Source organism: Vibrio harveyi NBRC 15634 = ATCC 14126 = KCTC 12724 (genome assembly GCF_001591145.1).
In the GTDB taxonomy this organism is placed as follows: Bacteria; Pseudomonadota; Gammaproteobacteria; order Enterobacterales; family Vibrionaceae; genus Vibrio; species Vibrio harveyi.
Map to the genome: position 1 here is coordinate 65,682 of NZ_BCUF01000010.1, position 21,504 is coordinate 87,185.

Sequence of the window (21,504 nt, forward strand, 5' to 3'; positions counted from 1 at the left end):
ACGTTGTTTGCTCAATAAACGAAGATTAAGCAAGTCGTTGTCTCTATATTCTCTGCGACAAGAACTCGATAACTGACGTTTATGAACCCTTTAAATTAAGTTGCTAGTACCTTATACCAAACGAAAAAGTACAAATAGTCTCAGATGGTTAGACATTAGTCGTAGGGTTCGGGCTAACGGTATGAGCGTTATGATGGGATCTGATAGACCTAGCTCAAGGTCTTTGGTGAAAGCGAACGAAAGGTGTGGAAGCCTGGTGAGCCAACAGCAACAGAAAGCCTGGGTTAGCGGCTTTTTATCCAATGAAGAAAGGGGCTCACGTAGCCCCTTTTAATTTATCGATTCATGTGTCGCAATTAGTCTAACAGCGCATCAACTGGATAATAGTTTTCGAAACACTCGCTGTTTTAATGTCTTCCATCGAGCAAAAAGCAAACCAATAGCGATTAAAATATAGATCGTCGGCTCTGCTACCTCTGACTTCACCGACCAATAAAAATGAATCGGTGCCAATATCGCAGCTAAGTAAACCCAGTTATGCAGCTTTTGCCATTTGGAACCCATCTTGCGTTGCATGGATTGAGTCGAAGTCACCGCCAGAAGTAACAAGATCACCCACACTGCCGCACCAACGGTCAAATAAGGGCGTTTGACGATTTCAGAGGCAAGCAAACTCCAATCTAACCCTAAATCAAGAACAGCAAACGCAACCAAATGAAGCACTGCCCAGAAAAAGCTGTATAACCCAAGTAGTCTCCTAACTCGAACTAACAAACCCTGCTTGGTCCAACGCGCAAGTGGAGAAACTAACAAGGTAATAAACAGCGTATTCAGCGCGCTAATACCCGTGTAATGGATAATGCCTTGAACAGGGTCGCCACCTAAGTTGTCGGTATTAATCGCAATAACCAGCAGACCTAAAAAGCCTAAAGAGACAAGATGGATAAGGACCTTAAGCGCAATGATGTGTTTTGGCGTCAGCTTTCTCAATAGAACTTCCTCAGGTCCATATTCTTATAGAGATGCGCCACCTCTTCCTCGTAACCGTTGAACATCAATGTTGGCTGTCTGCGAGTACTGAGCACACTGCCCTCACCGATGAAACGCTCGCTTGCTTGGCTCCAACGTGGGTGGTCAACATTTGGGTTCACATTAGCGTAAAAACCGTATTCATTTGGTGCTAAACGATTCCACGTTGTTGGCGGCTCTCGGTCAGTTAAACGAATTCGAACAATAGACTTAATGCTTTTGAAACCATACTTCCACGGTACAACTAAGCGAAGTGGCGCACCGTTTTGTGGTGCAAGCGTCTTACCGTACAAACCCACAGAAATCAGTGCGAGCGGGTTCATTGCTTCATCGAGACGAAGCCCTTCGACGTAAGGATATTCAATACTGCTAAACGAGCCTTGAGCTGGGAACTGTTTCGGGTCGTAGAGGGTTTCAAAAGCAACGTATTTCGCGCTACTTTTTGGATCCGCCATTTTGATGATGTCTGCTAGAGGAAAACCAATCCACGGAATGTTCATTGACCATGCTTCGACACAACGTAAGCGATAGATTCGCTCTTCTAGTGTGAACTTGTTAAAGATGTCATCGTAGTCGAGCTTAATCGGGTTATTCACCAAGCCGTCGATCTCAACCGTCCATGGGTCAGACACAAATTCAGAAGAGTTTTTCGCTGGGTCAGATTTATCGGTACCAAACTCATAGAAGTTATTGTATTTCAAAACCTTGCTCTCAGGAGTAAGAGAAAGATCCGCTTGATACTGCTGTGGCTTAGTCACACTAAGATCAATTCGATTATCTGAGACTGGCTTTTCCTTTGACGAGAAGATGTCCAAAATACCAGCTTGTGCATTCGCAGCGAGTGGCATACCGACAACCGCAATGCCTAACTTTTTCAATATTTCACGACGCTCTTTATAGACGGACTCTGGCGTCGCTTCGTTTTCAGATAAAGCCCAGCGATGATTCTTCTTAATCCACATAATCTTCCCCGAATGTGTTCATACTTTAGTAAATAGCGAACTGGTAATACGTTGATTAAGACAGACCGTAGCAATGGCAGTTCTATTTCATAGAAAACGAAAAACCGATATGCATATAAGTTTGCAATTACTATTCAGCCGCACGGTGGAACACACAGCGACTTCATTATTAACCAAATCTAAAAACTGATTTAGGGATTACCCCTCTTATCATTAACAATCACAACTCTATACTGGCATTGTTCCCAAACTTTCCAATCATGAGCCTTGTGATGCTAGCGATTTCCTCGACTTTAAAATCCGTTCTCGAAAAAACACTGCCGTTAACGGTCGGTCTCTTTGCGATAATGTCAGTACAACTTATTGATGCAGTGTTTATCGGCAAGCTTGGTGTAAACGAGCTTACGGTGCAAGGTATTACCATGCCTTTCCAAGCTGCATTTATCGGCATTCAAGTCGGCATCGGTGTCGCGGCAACATCGATCATTTCTCATGCTTTTGGTGCAAATGACACACGACGAGCTACCAATACGGCTTCACTTGCATTGCTTGTTGGAAGCGCTTTTATCGCACTTATTGGAGTTACGTTGTGGTTGATGGAACAAAGTGTGTTTTCCGCATTTATCTCTGTGGAAGACGGCGGCACCCAGTATCAGCAACTTGAAGTGTTATTTGGTCAGTTCTGGGGCTTATGGTTGTTGAGCGCACTATCGAGTGCTGTGCTGTATTTGATGACCTGTGTTTATCGTGCGAATGGTGACACTAAAGTCACTGGCTCCGTTTTTGTCATCGCAAGCCTTATCAACCTCGTACTTGATCCAATCTTTATGTTCGTTCTTAACATGGGGATCGCAGGTGCAGCGCTAGCATCTATGCTTGGTTTTGCCATCAGCGCGGCTTACATGATGCAAAGAGCCAAAGGTCGCCACTGGTTCGCTCCTTTCTCTTGTGCTTTAGCCAGCAAAGAGGATTTCAATCTACTGATCAAAACCACGATTCCAACCATGATGAACCAAATCTTACCGTCAGTCAGCGCGTTCGTGACCGTGATGTTCATCGCTCATCTTGGTGCCAATGAAATTGCGTTTTGGAGTTTGCTCAACCGAGTCGAGAGCTTCTTGCTAATCTTCACATTGGCGCTCACCATGTCGTTACCACCAATGATTGGCCGTCAGCTCGGTGCCGAACGTTTCGATTCAATCCAAGCGCTTGTTCAATCAGCTTCTCGCTTTGTGATCTTGTTCCACTTGGTCATCGCGACTTTGTTAGTGGTAAGTTTACCAATCATTGTTCCTCTACTATCGGCGGACAACACAATGCAAGATTGGTTGAAGCTAGCCCTTTGGGTGATTCCGTTTAGCTACGGTCCTTTAGGCTTATGTATGGTTGTCACTTCAATCTTCAACGCATTGGGTAAACCCAAAATCGCCCTTTTCGTTTGCTTTGTTAGATTGCTGGTTCTGTACATCCCAGCGATTGCTATTGGCTCGTTACAGGGTGACATTTTTACTATCGTCATTGCGGCAACAATAGCGATGTACTCGCTGGATTGTTTTCATGGTTACAGTTAACGAGCTATGCAAAACAAAACTTATCCGCTACTCATGCCCCCATGATAGAAGTGAAAACAGCGGAACAATAACAGATAATGAATTAGAAAAGAGAAACGCACACACCTTCATATAAGTGTGGGTGTTTGTAGAACTGAGAACGCAAAATGTTTAGCTGCTCTTTCTTTTGGCATGTTTTTTGGGAAACAATTTAGAGTAACTACTTAAATTACAAGAATACGGTTAACTATTGGTATAGCAAAGCTGCTTAGTGATGTACCCAATTTAACTGGAGCAAATCAAATAAAATGCCGATGCGGGTAGTTGTATATTAATTATACTGCATCACAAATCTGCCTCACTATTATTTAGGATTTCTTATCTAGTGGTATTCTGGGCTAGCAAATGTACTTTCATCGAGTTGTTCACTCATGGGGTTAGCTATTCATTGAGTTTATTTCATCAATCGAAACACGACATGTAAGTTATTGCAGTACGGTGTTACACAGGAGGTGTTCCATGGGACTAGCGAGGCACTTTAGTGAGTGCGACCTGTCTATATCATTCTTCAGTTTTTCAGTTTTCTGTCACGAATACCCTAAGCTATCTGATGCTCCAGCCGCATTCGCTTACCACGAGGCAATAGAGCGTTCGCACGTCTACCCTGTTAGCAAAGATGCCAAGAATATCTTGTGGCTCTATTACAAAGATATGAAGTTTAAAAATGAGTGGCTGGATAAAGATCGCATTCTTAACGAAGACGGCTTTTATCATGCGATCCGCTCATTCTCCGGCGAGAATTGCGGACTATTGTGGCGATATGAAAATGGAAAGCCTCAAAAGCGAGTGGTTGGTGGCGTTGACGCTGACTACCAGTTAAACACGAGTAAAACGGAAGCTGTGCCATTCTCTTCTGTTCGTAGTCCTTGGTACAACAGCAAATACACAATCAAATACCCAACACCAAACACCGCCTATTCAATGTTCTATATGGAGGGAAAAAGATTTGAGGGTAACCATGTCGGCTTCCCCGTACATAGAGTTGGCTTTTTCTTTGGTCGAAGTGGTGTCGGGCTTGATAGGAACTCGCTTGTCTTTTCCCCTAATACACACTTTATTGGTAGCACGGATGGTGTTCTTAACTCAACAACTCTTCTACAGGGTGATATAGCGCTTCTAACTCTAATAGCCGTTCCATTTTCTATTGGTGAGGTAAAAGCTATGACGTCAGAGCGCGATGCATTCGAGCAATGTTACTACTCATCCTACTTCATGCTGCCTCATAAAGATGGTGCGTAGGGAGTTTGAATGTGTTGATAAATCAATTTAAGACCGTGTCTAAAAAAGTTCGGGGAATATTCATTTCAGATGGCTTTAAGCGTGGGTGCCGTCAGGTTTTTTGGGGTCTTTATTCATTGCTCCAAGCTTTCCTTATTTCGTGTTTCATCTTGTTTAACCCACTGGGACTTAAAAACACCAGTCAAGAGCAGAGTGAGCTGGTATACCTTGATGTTACAGCCTCCAGTTTTGATGCACGGTTGGATTCAGCGGTTGTTGTGTTGATTGATGAATACACAATTGAGAGTCGCAACCTTACCTACCCTGTGGATTATCATAGCCTTGCAAGGATTTTGAGAGCAATAAGTGGATACAACCCTAATTCGATATTTATCGACATACTTCAGAGTTACCCACATTCGAAAGATTTCGATTACTGGGCGAACACTCTTAAACGGGTAGGTAAAAACCATCCTGTATTTTTAGCTCAAGACTTAGACTTTGATAAAAGCTGGAGACTGAATGACCCGAATAACGCTAGACACAAACTGAGTCAAAGTGCCATCCTAACTCCTGTTTCATGGAGAGGAGAACCCAATCGCTACCCATTAACAATCAATCACAATGGGGAGATCTATCCAACTGTCGCCATGACTGTTTACGAGGAATTTTGCAAAACATCAGACTGTAAATTGTTTAAAAGCAATGAACCACATGATGAACCCATGGTTGTTCGCTGGAACAATAAATACAGCGACAAACAACTAGATTTTCTAAATGTTAAAGATGGGTGCCAATCAAATCAGCGAACTTTTATTGAGGCATTTGAGAAACATATTGTAAGCACCTTTCAAAGTAAGGAGGATTTGGCTGAACTTAGAGTTCAATGCCCACCAATCCTAACCCTTAGCGCAAGTGAGTTTCTGGAAGGAAACGCCACAGACAACCAAGCCTTACGTGATGTTATTAGAGATAGAGCGGTATTTATCGGATACAAGCTGACTGGTTCTTCTGACTTGGTTACCTCACCTGTTCATGGTCAACTTGATGGTGTGTTTTTTCATGCAATGGCTTTTGTAAATCTAGTCTCCCTTGATGACGATTACTGGCGTTCACAGAATGCAATTGAAAACTGTCCCATCGCAAAAAATTGTGATTTCTCGCATTTTGATCTGCTTCAGGCACTCCTTCAGACAGTTATTCTCGGAGTTTCTATTTATCTAAAAAATCACCAGTACCGTGACGACTCGGAGGTTAATGCTCCAACCATTGGGGCTTTTATCACTTTTGTTTTATTTTCGGTAATTGTTTGTGCCGTTGTTTTGAACATTCAAGAAGCGACTGGTCCAGCTAACTGGATTGCGCTCACAAGTATAACTTTGATAAGTGTCAGTATGCTGATCAGACCCATGTTAATTAGGTGGATTCAAATAAAACTATCCATGTTAATTAGGTGGATTCAAAAAAAACTATCCAAGTTAAGCTTTGGACGCTCACAAAATATTTAAAAGGAAGCTATATGAGAAAATTACTTTGGGCAATTTTGTTACTTTACACGGTTCCGTCTGGAGCGACTGTAAACACAGTGGTCAAATATAGTTCGAGTGAGATTGAAGTTTGCACTAGCCCGACAGAACTTGAAACATGTGCTTTTGTTAAAGCTTCTACACTGCCAGATCCAAGTGAGGAACAGATTGAAGTATTGGAGGTGACAAAACATGGGATGGTGAAACTTAAGCTAAATGGCGCAATAAAGTACATCCATCAGATGGATCTCAAGCTGAAGATTAAGGCTGATGTCAGTGAGCCTTGCGTGGAAAAAACCTTCACTTCAACTTATGAAAAAAATACTTACGCGACACATGGAATTATGGAAGACTGCCATGAAAATTAAACTAACTCTTTTTGCAATCATTTTTCTCGTGGGCTGTTCTATCAAGGGTGAGCCGGATACTGTGCTAACCATAGACTCAATGGTGCTTGATAGTGACAAGGTTAACATTGAAAATCTCGCTGAGTTGCAGGATTTCGAAATCAACGTTGATCAGGTTGTTAATAGTGGCAACATTGAGGATATAGAGACCCCAGCATTAAAATACAAAACCCTTCCATTTGATATGCTAAACAAAGATCCTATTTGTGAAAAGTTTTCAGGTAGTGGTTTCAAAATCACGAACAATTCTGGGGTAAGGGAAAATGAAAAAATTGTTAGTGATATCGCTAGGAAAGTTGATGGTGTTTTTGGTTGCGAGCTTTCGATTGAGTACGAGCTCACTGACTCTAAATTGTATGAAGCTGTGATAAGTCAAAACAAGGTTGTAGTTAGTAATGGCTTAATCTCGGACTCCAAGTACATAGATGAGGTGTTTTTTGTTGTGGCTCATGAAATAGTCCACAAAATTTTGCTTCATAGTGAGCAAATTAGTTTAATTGAGTCAAAAAGGGATAAGTTTCACACCCAAAAGGCTAAAGAAACATACACATACCTGAAGAACATTAAAGTTCCCCAAGAGGCGGATGAGTTCAAAAAAAACTACAATAAGCTCCACTTAACGACAAATAATCTGAAGGTTCCACATGAGGTTGCAGCAGATATTCTTGCTGTCGATATTTTGGTGAAAGCAGGTTACAGCCCTCAAGCTACAAAATACACCTTAGAAAGGATAGCTAGTTGCTTGAATTACAATGATGGGGACTTAAATAAAGACTTTGCTAACCTTCAAAAAATGACTGACAGTTTTAATAAGAGCGAGGATAAAGACATGGATGAGTACTTCGCTATGTTACGTCAGGTAGCAAAGCAAACACACCTCCCCTCTCCTTGGCGAATGACGACCGTGTCGAACTACATTAAGGCAAATTACCCCACTCAAAGGCGCTTAAGAATGACACCAATGAGGGACAGAAGCCTATAGAGTAATATTAAACCATACCAACAGCTTGGTGCGATGTACGGAACTTCACTTCCCCAAGCTGAAGTTGAATACATTGGTAAATATTGGTCGATATGAGCCTACGTATTTAGTGAAGAAAGTCTATTCTATACGAGAATGGAACAAACACGTATTCCCAACATTCGCTCCTACACGCCTTTCAACAGAAACAAACTTCAATGACTAAATATTACCTCTAGAGCCTTTAAGTGAGCCGTACGATTTGCTCTCTTACGGTCTCTAAAGCGGACTGCAATTGTGGGCGGCTTAGTGGACCGGCGAGTGATATCCTCACCGCTGCTGGCACTTCATACCGACCCACGGCAAACATTTCTGCTTCTCTCACTCTGACCCCATGTTTCAACAACGATTGGTTAAAGTGATACCCTGTTAATGGCTCAGGCAAAGGTAACCATACATTGTAGCCAGGGACGCCAATCTGGATTTCGGGAAATACAGCCTTCCAGATCCGATGACGCGCACTGAGTTCCATCGCGATCTCTTCGTCCACCGCCTGCATCGCTTCGCTGGTTAACCAACGACAAACCAGATCGATTATCAAAGGGCTAACGTACATACAGCTGGCTCGTAGCGCTCGTTGCAGTAACTCTTTGAAAGACAATGGAAGAATGATAAAGCCCAGTCGCAATCCACCCGCGAAGTACTTAGAAAAACTGCCCACGTATAAGGTAATATCCGGAGCAATAGCGACTAAAGGACTCTTTCGATGAGATGGCGGGCAGTAGAGAACGTCGTCCTCAATAATCAACACATTGTAACGACGGCATATTTCTATGATTTTTAGTCTTCGGCTATCTGTTAATTGAGCTCCGGTCGGGTTTTGTATTCCCGGCGTGAGATAAAGCAGTTTTGGGCGATGCCTCTTACAGTGCAATGCCAGATCTTCTGGATCTAATCCATGTTCATCGACTTTTACTGGCACTAGCTTTCGTTCGGATTGCTGACATGCATAGATGAACTCTGGATAACACAGCCCTTCGGCAAGAATAGTATCTTTTGGACGGCTTAATGCTTGAATAATCAGCGAGATCCCGTGTTGCCCTCCATGAGTCCACATTAGACGCCGTGCGTCAATATCGATATTAAACTTGCTCATCAGCCATTGTCGAAGAGTCTCGTTATGACCCTGAATGCCATCAGCGGAGTAGTAATCCAGCACGGCTGCCTGCGCGATCTCCTCATGAGATAACTCTTTCAACGCATTCGCCAGAAATTTCGGCTGCGATAATAACAAAGGTCGGCAGCGCGCTAAATCAATGCCTTGTTCTTCCAATACCGGATGATAAAAATGGTTCAGTTCAGTTTCTCTGTTCCGAACATAAGTTCCACTTCCTACTTTTGGCTCTGTTAAGCCCCTCTGCTCAAGCTCCTGATACGCCCTTGTCACCGTTCCAACCGTCACACCCAAGCGATAAGACAAAATACGCTGAGGGGGTAATTTCGTATCTGGTTCGAGTTCACCACTCTCTATCACCTCAGCAATCGCATCAGCCAGTGCCATAAACTTAGGTCCGGAACGACCCGATATATCAGGGACTAACATTGTCTCTCTCCGAAGGGGTACAATTAATTCTTGTATTCAGGATAAATAAGGCCTGACGAAAATGAAATCAAAGAATTGTCACCATGACGCATTAAATGTAGGTCTCTCTCACTTTGCCCCTTTACTCTTGGCTCAGCTGCACTTATTTGAGAGGAAAGGAAATGACAACATTATGGGACCTAATGCCAGCGATGAGTTTATTTGCGTTTGTTACCGCCATCACGCCCGGTCCAAATAACTTATTGCTCGCCAACTCAGGGGCACAATTTGGTGTCCGGAAATCATGGCGACACCTAATTGGTATCCGTATTGGTGTTATCGGGTTAATTCTGCTTTGCGCGTGTGGTGCTGGCGTTGCTCTCCAGACTCATCCAAGTTGGTATCTCACCATAAAATACATCGGTCTGGCTTACATGTTCTGGTTGATAATAAAGCTGTTGTGTACCAACTCTTTCGCGGGTAAAGCCACCAAAAGCAAACCAATCAACGTAACTCAGGCTACGTTGTTTCAACTAGGTAATATGAAGGCTTGGATGGCATCACTTGCTTTGGTCACAAGTTATAGCCTCCCCTCTAGCTATTGGTTATCTGTCGCATTGATTACTTTCGTGTTTACGACATTCGGACTGTTTGCCAATATGACTTGGGTCTGGGTTGGTCAAAAAATCCGTGTTTATCTCAATACCACATTAAAGCAGCGTATGTTCAATATCAGCCTAGCAGCGATAACATTCATATCATTGTTACCAGTGTTGGAGCACTCAATCTGAGTACTAACGGTTAAGTAATACTGGCTGGTGAATCAAAAAAGATAAAACGCCCACACTGCTGAACAAGTGTGGGCGTTTTTGATTTTAGCGCCGTACCGAGTAACTGGATGAGCTCAATACTCTTCTGCGCGCTCTACAAAACTGGGACGTGGTGCGCTTCCACTTTTGTTTTATGAATATGGCTCATCTTATGGGTATTAACGAAATCTGTTCCATCCGCAAATTTCTTTTTCACGCTATTTGTCAGTATTGTAATGGTGTTACCAAAAACGGCGTCAGTGTGGCGGGCATATTCACACATCGTTGTCTTAACGCCACGTTCAGCAAATTCCTTCTCCATCTTACGAGAATAAGTAACGAATTCAGCCGGCGTGATTTGCTCGTCTAATTTCGCATTATCTACAACCTTGCTTATCACCTCATTTGGCGTTAGTGATTTATCGAGATTGTCTAAGATCTCCACTGCTTTTTTAGGATGCACAGTTGGCGCTCTTTCACAGGTGTACAATCCATAGAGGAACTCGACAACCATTTCGATCGCTTCTTTGTCGTGTCCACCCATCAGATAGCTTCCGTTACCTACTGCACCGCCAGAAAATTTGCTCTCGCCATTAAGGTGCTTAGCTAAATTGCCGTCTGGCTTTATGCTGACACCGATATCGAAGAAGTAATCTCCGGCATTTAGGGCGAGTAAGGAGACCATGTTCTTTGCAAAGGCAGGACTACCGTAGTTGATGCTTGCCTCATACAGCTCTGTCATCTTCTTCGCAATGGCAGGTGTTGTCATGTTTTTCTTCGTCAGTAATTCATCAACTGAAACGAATTTAACATTCTCAGGAAGCTCTACACGTGAGTCGTAACAAGTTCTACCTTTCGTACGTCTATCGACATAAATAACGTGTTTCACCTTTGGAGTGACTTTAGCATTACTAATTACATTCAGCAGACCATGTTCTTTTTCAACACTTGGAATAACATTGTCTTCGCCACTTTCTGCTTTTGTATTGACCCAGCAATAAGCAACTGTCTTGGTCGGTAGTTTGGAAAAACTCGGTTTTGCACACAACAATGAACTGAGACCACTCTTTTTCTTTTTTTCTTTTAATGGCGTTAGTGCGACGTCGGTGTTTTCGTTGTTGCGCTCAGCAAGGACTCTTTCTCGGTTAGCAGCCCAGCGTTTATTGTCTGCTTGCGTAACTTTTAGTTCTTCCCTTCGAGCTATACGCTGTTGTTCAGCGCGCTCTTGGACGGATTGATGTGCTTGTTCGGTGTGGTCACTTGGAGGAGATTGATATCGCATTAAGTTTGCCCTAATTACCAAATGTAAGAATTTGTTACAATATGATAAATTTGACACTTAGAATAAAGAGTGGTGATGAAGTAACCGTTCAATAAGGTATTATTACTAAACAAAAGCTCATTATGAAGGGGAAAATTCATTTATTTTCTCTTCGACCTGTTCGCTATTAATACGTTAAAACCAATGAATAATTTATAGTTAAGGTCTCGTCAACGACATTTAAAAAGGGACTCAAATGAGTCCCTTTTTAGTTTCAAATCATCTTAAGCATTCGCTAGTTTTTGTAGCTCCGCTTTGTTTGCTTCTAACCAGGCTTCAAAGCTTTGTGGCTGCTTACCAGTTAGCTTTTCAAATGCCTCACTTGTGCCGTCTGAATAGTTTCCACGGTTGTGTTTGTCCATTGTCACACATAACTCTACGATTGGTGCAGGCAATTCAAACGACTCTAACTGTGCTTGGTAATCCTCATCAGACAAGTTCACCATGGTGGTCGATGTACCCAACACTTTATCTATCACCTTCGCCATTTCCGCATGTGTCATAGATTGTGCACCGTTCATTGGAAGTATAACTTTACCTTGCGCTGGTTTTACTAATGCAGATGCCGCTGCAAAAGCCAAATCTTTACGTGATAACTGAGCCGAGCGACCTTCTGCTGCCGACGTCAACCAATGACCCGATTGTAGAATGCTTGCGAAGTACTCTGCCAAGTTTTCAAAATACCAATTGTTGCGCATGATGGTGGCATGAGGGATGCGACTTTGTTTAATCGCATTTTCAGTAGCTTCATGCTCATGAGCAAACATCACTGGCGAACTCTCTGCAGAAGGCATCGACGTATAAGCGATATGGCTCACCCCTACTTTTTCCGCTGCCGCTACAGCATTCAAGTGTGCTTGAGTACGAGGACCAGAAGCGTCGATGCTAATAAGCAGCATGCTGTCTGCGCCGAGAAATGCTTTCTCTAGTGACTCTGAGCTAGAAAAGTCTGCTTCGCGAACATCCACACCTTGGCTTGCTAACGCTTGCAGTTTGTCTGCATGGCGAGTAGTTACAATCAATTGGCTTGGTTGAACATTTAGCTCTTCAAGCAGTGCTTTTACTACTTGTGAACCTAGTTTACCTGATGCACCTGTTACTAGAATTTTGCGATCTGACATGACGGTTTCTCCATTCAATTCTTAAATAATTTCTTTTTAATAACGCGGAGATGACCAAGCTGCTGTGGCTCCCCGCTGTCGATGGAGACACTATATCGTTTGATGATTGATAGATAATTACCCTTTGATTAAACTGATTGTTAATTACTACTAAACAATAGTGAATAATAAGAACTTCCGGACAATAAGCTATATGATTTCACTCGATGACATGATGGTCTTTGCTAAAGTGGCAGAGAAACAATCCTTTACTCAAGCAGCGGATGAGCTTGATATCGGTAAAGCGCGTGTATCGCAGATCGTCTCTAAACTTGAGCAAGCGCTAAATACACGTTTACTGCATCGCACTACTCGCTCTCTTTCATTGACCGACGCAGGGTTGCGTTACTATGAGAAATGCAAACTGATTGGCGATATTGCATCTGAAGCGAATGCAGAAACGCAAGATGCTAACCAGATTCCAAGCGGTACGATTCGGATATCCACACCTAGCTCAGCGATGGTGGATATACTGAGTGAGTTCATGCACCTCTACCCGGAAATCAAACTCGATATTATTGAGAGTGACAGTTACAGCAACCTGATTGAATCTCGTTGTGATATTGCACTACGTGCCTCTTCCGCCCTTGAAGATTCGAGCTTATATGCAATCAAGCTTGGTTATTTCCGAGATATGCTTTGCGCTACCCCAACCTATCTAAGCAAAGTTAAGGCGGTATCCACACCTGAAGATCTCTTAACACTGGATTGGATTAGCCACCATATCGTTCACGGTGATAAGCAGCTTACGATGACCAATAACAAAGGTCTGGTGACACGTTTGATTCACAGCCCAAAGGTACAAGTGAGAACTGCTGCGACAGTCAAAGCGTTCGTTCTGAATCATCTTGGTTTTGCCATCATGCCGAGCTTTATGATGAAGGAAGAGTTAGCGCGAGGAGATCTCGTACGTATCCTACCTGATGTGCACGATTTAGAAATTCCGATTTATGCGGTGTACCAAGAGAAAGCGCTAATGCCGCTAAGAGTCCGCACACTGATCGAGTTCTTAAAACAAAAGAGTCATGCGTTTGAATAACGTCAATCACGACTCATCAAAACAGCGCCATAAAGCAAAGCCCACCGACAAGTGGGCTTTGTATTTTACTGCTATCGATACTTTCTACTATGCGTAACAGTAACTAGTAACTCGCTTGGATGCTTACACCGTTGTAGCTTGAATAGCCTTGAATCATTACGTGGTAACGTCCGCTTTGAGTGGCATTAACTGTACATGTCTCACTGTTGCCGTATCTGAAAGGTCGACAATCCCAAGCATTAATCGTTGGCTTAGAGCCAAAGCGTAGATACAAATCTGCATCACCGCTGCCGCCATACATTTGTACCGTTAGACGTTGCCCTGCTTCTACATCTACGTAGTAATAAGCTACCTGCCCTGTTGAACCGCTCAAGCCACTCACTGGCACACCTGAGGTCAATTTACCTTCTGGATCTGGCGTTGGATCAGGACCACCACAATCTTGACCACAATCGGCATCCGTTAAACTGTAAAGCAATTTATTCACACTGCCTCTTGTATCCGTGACTTTGCCACTGGTTGCGCGCTCAACGATCAGCGCTTCCACTTGGTTTGGTGAAAGTGCACTGTTTTCTTGGAGATAAAGCGCAGCAACACCAGCAACATGTGGGGTTGCCATTGAAGTGCCACTTATCGTCTTATAACCGCCATCATACCAAGCAGACTTGATTTGTGATCCTGGAGCAAAAACATCGACACAGCTACCCCAGTTTGAAAAACTAGAACGTGCGTCAGAGCTCGTCGTCGAGCCGACAGTAACACCAGAAGAAACACGCGCAGGTGAGTAGTTACAGGCATCAGCATTGGAGTTACCAGCTGCAAGCATAAAGCTAACGCCGGACTGAACTGCGCTTTGCACTGCGCTATCAAGAGCAACAGATTGCCCACCACCTAAACTCATGTTGGCAACCGAAGGACCAGAAGCATTGGCAGCTACCCAATCAACACCCGCAATAACGCCGGACGTTGAACCTGAGCCAGAACAGCTAAGCACTCTGACACCAACAATGCTCACGTTCTTTGCCACGCCATACAAAGATCCGCCGATCGTGCCCGCTACGTGTGTGCCGTGTCCATTACAGTCACTGGCATCCGCATCATTGTCGACAAAGTCATATCCCGAAATGGAGCGTCCGGCAAATTCAACGTGCGAGTTGTTCACACCCGTATCGATAACGTAAGCCGTTACGCCCGTTCCATCAAAGTTGGCGCTGTAATTGTTATTGAGAGGCAGGCTACGTTGATCAATTCGGTCTAGCCCCCAAATTGCATTACTTTGGTTTACTTCTGCCGAGACTATTGGGTCTAGTGTGAGAATTCTGTCTTGCTCGATGTATTCAACACGTGGATCAGCACGTAACGCTTTCAGCTGTTCAGGAGCTAACGTCGCAACGAAACCGCTGATCGAATTGTCGAATACTGATTCCACTTGTATTGAGTACAAACCAGACATTCGGTCCACAGATTGTTGTGTGAACTGCTGTAATTCAAGTGAATTATTCATCATCATTTGAGGTTGATGAAATACAACGATATAACGATCAGCTATGGCGATGTCTTTAGGCGCAAGCATCAGTGACGCAGGTGTCTGCGCTAAATCCGCATTATTTGGGAGTTCTGTCGATTGCGAAAAAGCGAGAGAAGAATGGAAACAGAGTGCCGAGGTGATACAACAACTTAGTAGTTTCTTTAACATAGAATGTTCCTTGAAATCATAGTCTTGTTGATTTTTACCTAGTACCAAACTGTCAACACGAAAAGACAGACAATCAGCGTAGTACGCTCAATACGTGCTGCAGTGACGTTACACCATCAAATTAGACAATAAGCAACAACATGCATAATTGATAATAATTCGCATACTCAAAAACATGATCAATGACCAAGCTTTATTGAAATTGAAATGTAAAAGCCCATCTAGATTTAGAGCAAAATCCCTAAAATGGAATAACTCTAAACATCGGAGTTGTTAGTTGTTAAATATCCTCTATCCAACCTAAGCTAGCGAGATAAAACCTTCAATCGTGGACTTTGCTAGGGACTCCCTCCTATGGTTCTCACTTAATTGCATAATTGACCTAAATCAACGAACCATTCGTTTATATTCTTTACATATTTGTAAATAAAAAGTAACCACCACCGCTGAAAGCAAGCAAAATCAAATCGTGCAAACTTTGTTCGCTTTTAACATCGTTTTTTGCCATAAAAACCATCGATTTTTTGCATTTTATAGAAAAAAACGATTGCTATACCGTGACTTCCAGAGCGTACCAATAAGAAGTACGCCGCCCTAGTGAGAGTGAAAAAATCACTTAAAAAGGAAGTTATTATGAAAACTCTTATAGCAGTGAGCGTCTTGTCAGTCCTATCTTTCGGTGCTTATGCTGAGCGCCAATCCGCAGAACCCATTAAGGTGATCGAACCGGTTGCTGGTCTTAATGCGAAAAAGGTAAAACTGGGTAAAACGTTGTGGTTTGAACCTCGATTATCCGCCTCCAACACCATTTCTTGTAACTCTTGCCATAACATCGCAAAAGGTGGCGTCGATAACCTACCAAGTTCCATTGGTCATAAATGGGCGATTGGTCCTATCAACTCACCAACGGTGTTTAACTCAGACTTAAACTTCGTTCAGTTTTGGAACGGACGCGCCAAAGATTTGCAGGAACAAGCAGCAGGTCCAATTGAGAACCCACTCGAAATGGCATTCACTCACCAATTGGCTATCGATACGCTAAAATCGATTCCTCAATATCGTGAGTGGTTTAAAGAAGCTTATGGCAGTGAGACAATCACCATCGATAATGTAACCGATGCGATTGCGACGTTTGAGCAAACGTTGCGTACACCAAATGCGCCGTTCGATCTTTGGTTGAAAGGCGACGACAACGCACTAACAACAGCGCAGGTTGAGGGTTATAACTTATTCAAGGCAAAAGGTTGTACAGCGTGTCATAGTGGTCCATTGGCTGGCGGGCAAATGTACCAAAAAATGGGCTTAGTGAAGCCATTTGCAACAGACAACCCAGACATAGGGCGCAAAGCGATCACGGGGAATGATTTCGATAAGTTTGTGTTTAAAGTACCGACACTGCGTAACATCGAACTCACCTACCCGTACTTCCACGACGGCTCTGTTTGGGATCTAGAAGAAGCAGTAGCAATGATGGCTGACCTTCAGCTTGGTCAGAAGCTGACGAAAGAGGAATCGGTTAAAATCACTGAATTCTTACGTTCGTTAACCGGTGATCAACCAGAGGTGACTCTTCCTCACCTACCTCCTTCAACTAACGAGACTGCTCGCCCGAATATCTAAAGATAGACATTCTAAATACACAAACCGAGCTACTGCTCGGTTTGTTATTCATCAATTTAGTTCAAAGGGGTGACGCTATCACTAGAAACTAAGTAGTTATTGATGACTCGTCCATATGGATCAAATGCAGTGTGAAAAATTCGAACCACATCATCACTTGGCGAAGAAGTAACTTCTGTCTTACCGGTCTCGATATTCATTCTCGTACCAACGCCAACATGGTTGGGGAAAAATACATACAGATCACCTTCAACCACAAATTTGTCATCACGTTGCCAATCATATAAAAACGACGCCTTAGAGCCATTAACATCGACTAGCTTAGCTAGATACGGTCCCATAGCTTCTTTGCCCTCTGGCGGTTGAGTTAAATAAATGGTTTTAGATAATTGATGATCAGAATATACGTAAGTCACGGTGTACGCTTTATTCAGAGCAATATCATCCTTCCCTAACTCAATTGGGTATCCGTCTAAAAGACCACTAACTCTGTTATGGCTATCAACTAAGTGACAAGTGTTATCTGAAGGCTCACGATATATTTTGTCTAATTTAATCTCCGCATTCGTCGGAGAGGTAACCGTGACATATTGTAGCCCTGGAAATACCTCATTTAATGAAGGTAGACTGTCAATAAATTCTTCAGAACCCCATTGCCAATGACCTCTGTCTAGACTGATTGTACAATCGCTTGATGAAAGGAAACCCGTTGCTTCGAAAACCCATCTAAACTCGTCTTGCGGATACCAGTTGTATTCGCTTGGCGCTGCATTGAGCTTGTATAGCGCATAGAAAGAAGTCGGAAATGGCTTGTCATCACCTAGGAATTTCAACTCACCATCGACAAACTCAAACCATGCTTGATCTCTAGAAATGCTAGATGCAGTGCTTGCTTCAAAGGCAGTAGTATAGCCAAGCAGGTACTGCTGTGTTTCAGGTCGACTTTCAAGGATAATTAGGTCACGGTAACGCTGTAGGTTTGGATTATTCTCTGCTGGTAAAATATCGAAGTAACGCTCGTGTAATGACTGATAATTGCTTCCGAACCAATGGGCATTAGGAGAAAGAAGAGATTCAAAAGCAACCTTATCCTCTCTCAACAGAATCATTTCTTCTAATATTTCACTAGCTCTATGAATGACTTTCAAATCGCGACTTAACTGTTCAATATCACTACCGGAAGGAATTAGTGAATAATTAGACCAAGATTCTTTATAAGAGAGTTCAACAGAATAGTTCTTATTAGGTATATAAGTTATTACCGCCCTATCAGTTTTGTATTCTACATCTAGTGTAGAAAGCACACTGTCTAAATTGGTAAAGTCTGCCTTATACTGTTCCGACAAGAAGTTCACATTAACTTCCACTCCTGCAGCAATCAATAACGGCTCAATAACTTTAACCAACTCGCTTTGTGCATTTTCTATTGCGTCTTTCGTAAACAGGTTTTTATACGTATCGAAGTTATCAAATGCCAAATCGGCATCCACACCCGTAACTTTACTTACAATGAGTCTTGTTAAAGCAGATAGGTTCACTCGTGAGTCATTGTTATCAAGCAATAAGGAGTATTCGACATTAGACTCGATACCATGAAAGCCTGTTATCTTAAGCAACACTGGATACTCAATCTCATCGGCATTCTGTATCGAAAATACGCCATCTTTAACAACATTGATAACATCATGCCCAAATAGCGCTTTTGGAGAACCACTAAAGGTCACATGCCCTTTTATCGCACCCCCATTAGAAGCTAGACCATTTATCGTTCTATGTTCAGCCTCAACTTCGTTATTCTTTGACTCAGTACCACAACCCGCCAAAGCCATTAACATTAGCGCACAAACTGACTTATTATTTAAACTCATAGTTAATTTCATAAAATCTTAAAAAGCTCACTGTTTTAAAACAGTAAAAAGGGGCGCGCATTCTATATCATCAATACACCTACAGATAGAAAATAAAAGTTTTTAATTTGACAAATTACATTTATCAAATTAAAAGTTTTGAGCAATTAAAAATAGAGCTTGTTCTTATTTAATAACCTTTAGGCATTCTTTTTATTAAAAAATCAAACTTAACAAACCGTCTCATCTAGCAAACATAAGGCTTTTTCAGCTTGACCTTCATACTGCCCCCTAACCGTTGCATACCTCATCGCATGCGCTCACCCTACTTTTATTAAGAAATACAATGTAATTGAATCTTTTTGTACGAACTTCCAATAATATGTTGATTCGTTGGATTAAGTTCGAGGTCTAAGGATAGAGCAAGATGGGATTCAAAACCGTTCAAACACAATCACATTATGTCGATGGCATACTCGTCACTGCCGAATATCACCGCCTGTCGACAAGATTTACCTTGCGAATTGGCGAAGAGATCCTCTATTCAAAACGGCTTTATGCTATTGCGTTTAGAAATGCCCCAATGACCATTAACAACCAATGTTATCGTGTTAGGGTCATTTGGTGCTTAATTTGGCGAGCAAGGTTAACTAAAGACGCCACCGTGGTGATAGAAGAACTGATTGATAAACGACGCTCAAAGTCATTATTTACACTTGTATTCTCTACTATCATGCGAAGTTTAAAGTATGTATTCAGTTAAGCAGTTTCAAATAGAGATCCCCCGTATTTAAAACTGCAACATGATCAGGCAAGTCGATTAAGCAACATTCACCGATTTTTTCGCTCCGCGGTCTTGTTCAAAAAACTCGCCATGTAATGCGCAAATCGCTTGTTGGTATTCATCATCACTGACGACAAACTGCACATTCACGTTTCTCATTGATGAATGGAGTGCTATCGGTGTGACTCCACGATTCATCAGGGCTAACACGCCTTTCGCCAGTGTTTTGTTAGTATCAATTTGAGAGCCAATCGCAGAAATCAGCGCAACCATTTTACCAGTAATAGAAGCTCTTGGATGGCGCTTTTCCGCCTTATAGAGCACTTTATTTAAGCTATCGATACTGCCACCTAGGTAATACGTTATTGAATTCGCATTCATCTCTTTACCGATAAGATTGACTCGGGCATCAGCAATGATTTCCATCAGTTCGTAACTGACATTATCCACTTTTCCAACCATGGTTTGGTCGAACAGGTGAAGCGCAAATACTTTCTGCTTACCCGCAATAATTTCAATGCGGTCACTTTCCGGACGGTAATCCGCAGAGATTAGAGTGCCCTTGTGCTCAGGTTCAAAGGTATTTTTGATCTGCAATTCAATACCACTTTCGCGAAGACCTGCGGCGGCATTAGGGTGAATAGCTTCCATACCAAGGTTCGCCAATTGATCAGCCACATCATAATTCGTAAATCCAATCGGATTGACACTGTCGACACCGACCACTTTTGGATCGGCAGAACTTAAATGGTATTCCTTATGAATAATGGCTAAATCGGCTTTGACTGTTGCTGCAATTCGGCTGAAAGTCATCTCGCTGTAACCACGGTCATACGTATGCATCAACCCTTCTTTGCAGTATGCGTAACCTGTCACGATTGGAAGTTCTTGGGTAACATCAATCCCTTCAAAGGCTTCATGTATTGTGTCATCCAAGCTTAGAGGTTGCTGATTATCCCAACCGGACAGATCAACAAAAGTCGAATTAATCCCCATGTTCTTGAGCTTTAATGCCGTATTGTAGGCACTGTGTGCTTCGCCAATTGAAGAGAGAAACTCACGGATTTGAGGTAAGTAATGACGCAGAGAGAACTGCCCGTACTGACAAGTTTCTAGGATGTTAGTCACGCAAGTTTTTGCTTCTGAAATGCGAGACCTAATGAACTTATCAGCTCTCATGCGATTCATCGGGTCAGCAAAAATGTGCTCGTTGGTCAGGAGCATACGGCTTTCAACATACGCTAACGCGTCTTGCCACGCTTCATCTCGTTTGGCTATCAATTGGTAGACATCCGGTTTACTGGTCTTTTTACATTCCAATAGTGCATCGGTCATTCCGCCATAAGCAGAGACAACAAAAATACGGTTATATGGATTTTGTGGACGAAGGAGAATATTGTCGAGCACAGCATCAAATGCTGTCATCGATGTACCGCCGATCTTTTCTACGGTAAGTGTCATGATGGGCCTTAATGGTTGGTAATTTGAAAGAATGGATAAGAAAAAGGGGCGAAGCCTCGCCCCTTTAAAACCTTAATGGGTTAATCAACGAGAGGATAAACGCCGTTTTCATCGTGAACTTCTGCGCCTGTGATGGGCGGGTTGAACACACAAGCCATGGTCATTTCTTTGTTTTTATAAGCTCGTAGATAGTGCTCGTCATGCTTGTCTAGAATATATAGCGTACCCGGTTTAATTGGGTACGTTTCACCGCCGACTACTTCGATCTCACCTTCTCCACTCATACAAAATACAGATTCCAAATGGTTTTGATAATGAATGTGCGTTTCCGTACCCTCATAGATGGTCGTGATGTGAAATGAAAAGCCCATGTTGTCATCTTTCAAGAGCATACGGACACTTTCCCAGTTATCCGATACCACGCGCCTTTCGCTATTGCGACACTCGTCGAGTGTTCTAACGATCATGATCT

Annotated in this window: 17 protein-coding genes and 1 pseudogene; 9 read left to right on the plus strand and 9 right to left on the minus strand. The window is 42.7% G+C overall.

Features of this window, described 5'->3' with window-relative positions; translation table 11 throughout:
• Window positions 1–372: 372 nt before the first annotated feature.
• Both msrQ and msrP read right to left on the minus strand, forming a co-directional pair.
• Window positions 373–990: a protein-methionine-sulfoxide reductase heme-binding subunit MsrQ gene (gene msrQ / locus VHA02S_RS07640; protein WP_038897895.1), complete on the minus strand. Its 618-nt coding sequence runs from the start codon at window positions 988–990 to the stop codon at window positions 373–375.
• A complete protein-coding gene (msrP, locus tag VHA02S_RS07645; RefSeq protein ID WP_005446028.1) occupies window positions 987–1,991 on the minus strand; it encodes a protein-methionine-sulfoxide reductase catalytic subunit MsrP in 1,005 nt (334 codons plus the stop codon). The genes msrQ and msrP overlap by 4 nt, the downstream gene beginning before the upstream one ends.
• A 272-nt stretch (window positions 1,992–2,263) precedes the next feature.
• Here msrP and VHA02S_RS07650 point away from each other — a divergent pair.
• From VHA02S_RS07650 to VHA02S_RS07670, 5 genes and pseudogenes are all read left to right on the plus strand, one after another.
• Window positions 2,264–3,633: pseudogene (locus VHA02S_RS07650) on the plus strand (MATE family efflux transporter).
• 427 nt (window positions 3,634–4,060) lie between these two features.
• A complete protein-coding gene (locus tag VHA02S_RS07655; protein ID WP_038897894.1) occupies window positions 4,061–4,840 on the plus strand; it encodes a hypothetical protein in 780 nt (259 codons plus the stop codon).
• An 11-nt stretch (window positions 4,841–4,851) separates the two neighbouring features.
• Window positions 4,852–6,327 carry a CHASE2 domain-containing protein gene (locus tag VHA02S_RS07660; protein WP_038897893.1) on the plus strand — a complete coding sequence of 492 codons (1,476 nt, stop codon included), beginning with the start codon at window positions 4,852–4,854 and terminating at the stop codon, window positions 6,325–6,327.
• A gap of 11 nt (window positions 6,328–6,338) precedes the next feature.
• Complete coding sequence (locus VHA02S_RS07665) at window positions 6,339–6,713, plus strand: hypothetical protein (RefSeq protein ID WP_017190236.1); 375 nt, start codon at window positions 6,339–6,341, stop codon at window positions 6,711–6,713.
• Window positions 6,703–7,734 carry a M48 family metalloprotease gene (locus VHA02S_RS07670; RefSeq protein ID WP_038897892.1) on the plus strand — a complete coding sequence of 344 codons (1,032 nt, stop codon included), beginning with the start codon at window positions 6,703–6,705 and terminating at the stop codon, window positions 7,732–7,734. The genes VHA02S_RS07665 and VHA02S_RS07670 overlap by 11 nt, the downstream gene beginning before the upstream one ends.
• Before the next feature lie 223 nt (window positions 7,735–7,957).
• Here VHA02S_RS07670 and VHA02S_RS07675 read toward each other — a convergent pair whose 3' ends face one another.
• Entirely contained in the window at window positions 7,958–9,316 is a 1,359-nt protein-coding gene (locus tag VHA02S_RS07675; RefSeq protein WP_038897891.1) for an aminotransferase-like domain-containing protein, read from the minus strand.
• A gap of 161 nt (window positions 9,317–9,477) precedes the next feature.
• Here VHA02S_RS07675 and VHA02S_RS07680 point away from each other — a divergent pair, with 161 nt between their 5' ends.
• On the plus strand, window positions 9,478–10,086 hold the full coding sequence (locus tag VHA02S_RS07680) for a LysE family translocator (protein WP_009697473.1): 609 nt from the start codon (window positions 9,478–9,480) through the stop codon (window positions 10,084–10,086).
• A 133-nt stretch (window positions 10,087–10,219) separates the two neighbouring features.
• Here VHA02S_RS07680 and VHA02S_RS07685 read toward each other — a convergent pair whose 3' ends face one another.
• Both VHA02S_RS07685 and VHA02S_RS07690 read right to left on the minus strand, forming a co-directional pair.
• On the minus strand, window positions 10,220–11,386 hold the full coding sequence (locus VHA02S_RS07685) for a hypothetical protein (RefSeq protein WP_038897890.1): 1,167 nt from the start codon (window positions 11,384–11,386) through the stop codon (window positions 10,220–10,222).
• A 263-nt stretch (window positions 11,387–11,649) separates the two neighbouring features.
• A complete protein-coding gene (locus VHA02S_RS07690; RefSeq protein WP_038897889.1) occupies window positions 11,650–12,546 on the minus strand; it encodes an SDR family oxidoreductase in 897 nt (298 codons plus the stop codon).
• Window positions 12,547–12,739: 193 nt separating this feature from the next.
• Here VHA02S_RS07690 and VHA02S_RS07695 point away from each other — a divergent pair, with 193 nt between their 5' ends.
• The gene (locus VHA02S_RS07695) at window positions 12,740–13,624 is read left to right on the plus strand and encodes a LysR family transcriptional regulator (RefSeq protein WP_038897887.1); all 885 of its coding nucleotides are present in this window, start codon (window positions 12,740–12,742) and stop codon (window positions 13,622–13,624) included.
• Between the two features lie 103 nt (window positions 13,625–13,727).
• On the opposite strand, the gene VHA02S_RS07700 is transcribed toward VHA02S_RS07695, so the two are convergent.
• The gene (locus VHA02S_RS07700; RefSeq protein WP_038897886.1) at window positions 13,728–15,320 is read right to left on the minus strand and encodes a S8 family peptidase; all 1,593 of its coding nucleotides are present in this window, start codon (window positions 15,318–15,320) and stop codon (window positions 13,728–13,730) included.
• 633 nt (window positions 15,321–15,953) lie between these two features.
• Between VHA02S_RS07700 and VHA02S_RS07705 the strand changes: the two genes are divergently transcribed.
• Window positions 15,954–16,940, plus strand: coding sequence for a cytochrome-c peroxidase (locus VHA02S_RS07705; RefSeq protein ID WP_038897885.1), 987 nt, complete (start codon window positions 15,954–15,956; stop codon window positions 16,938–16,940).
• Between the two features lie 56 nt (window positions 16,941–16,996).
• Here VHA02S_RS07705 and VHA02S_RS07710 read toward each other — a convergent pair whose 3' ends face one another.
• Window positions 16,997–18,820: a hypothetical protein gene (locus VHA02S_RS07710; protein WP_227740419.1), complete on the minus strand. Its 1,824-nt coding sequence runs from the start codon at window positions 18,818–18,820 to the stop codon at window positions 16,997–16,999.
• Between the two features lie 394 nt (window positions 18,821–19,214).
• Here VHA02S_RS07710 and VHA02S_RS07715 point away from each other — a divergent pair, with 394 nt between their 5' ends.
• A complete protein-coding gene (locus VHA02S_RS07715) occupies window positions 19,215–19,550 on the plus strand; it encodes a hypothetical protein (protein WP_005446050.1) in 336 nt (111 codons plus the stop codon).
• Window positions 19,551–19,607: 57 nt separating this feature from the next.
• Here VHA02S_RS07715 and VHA02S_RS07720 read toward each other — a convergent pair whose 3' ends face one another.
• Window positions 19,608–21,032, minus strand: coding sequence for an aspartate kinase (locus tag VHA02S_RS07720; RefSeq protein WP_038897883.1), 1,425 nt, complete (start codon window positions 21,030–21,032; stop codon window positions 19,608–19,610).
• Window positions 21,033–21,112: 80 nt separating this feature from the next.
• Window positions 21,113–21,499 carry an ectoine synthase gene (locus VHA02S_RS07725; RefSeq protein WP_005446054.1) on the minus strand — a complete coding sequence of 129 codons (387 nt, stop codon included), beginning with the start codon at window positions 21,497–21,499 and terminating at the stop codon, window positions 21,113–21,115.
• Window positions 21,500–21,504: the final 5 nt, after the last annotated feature.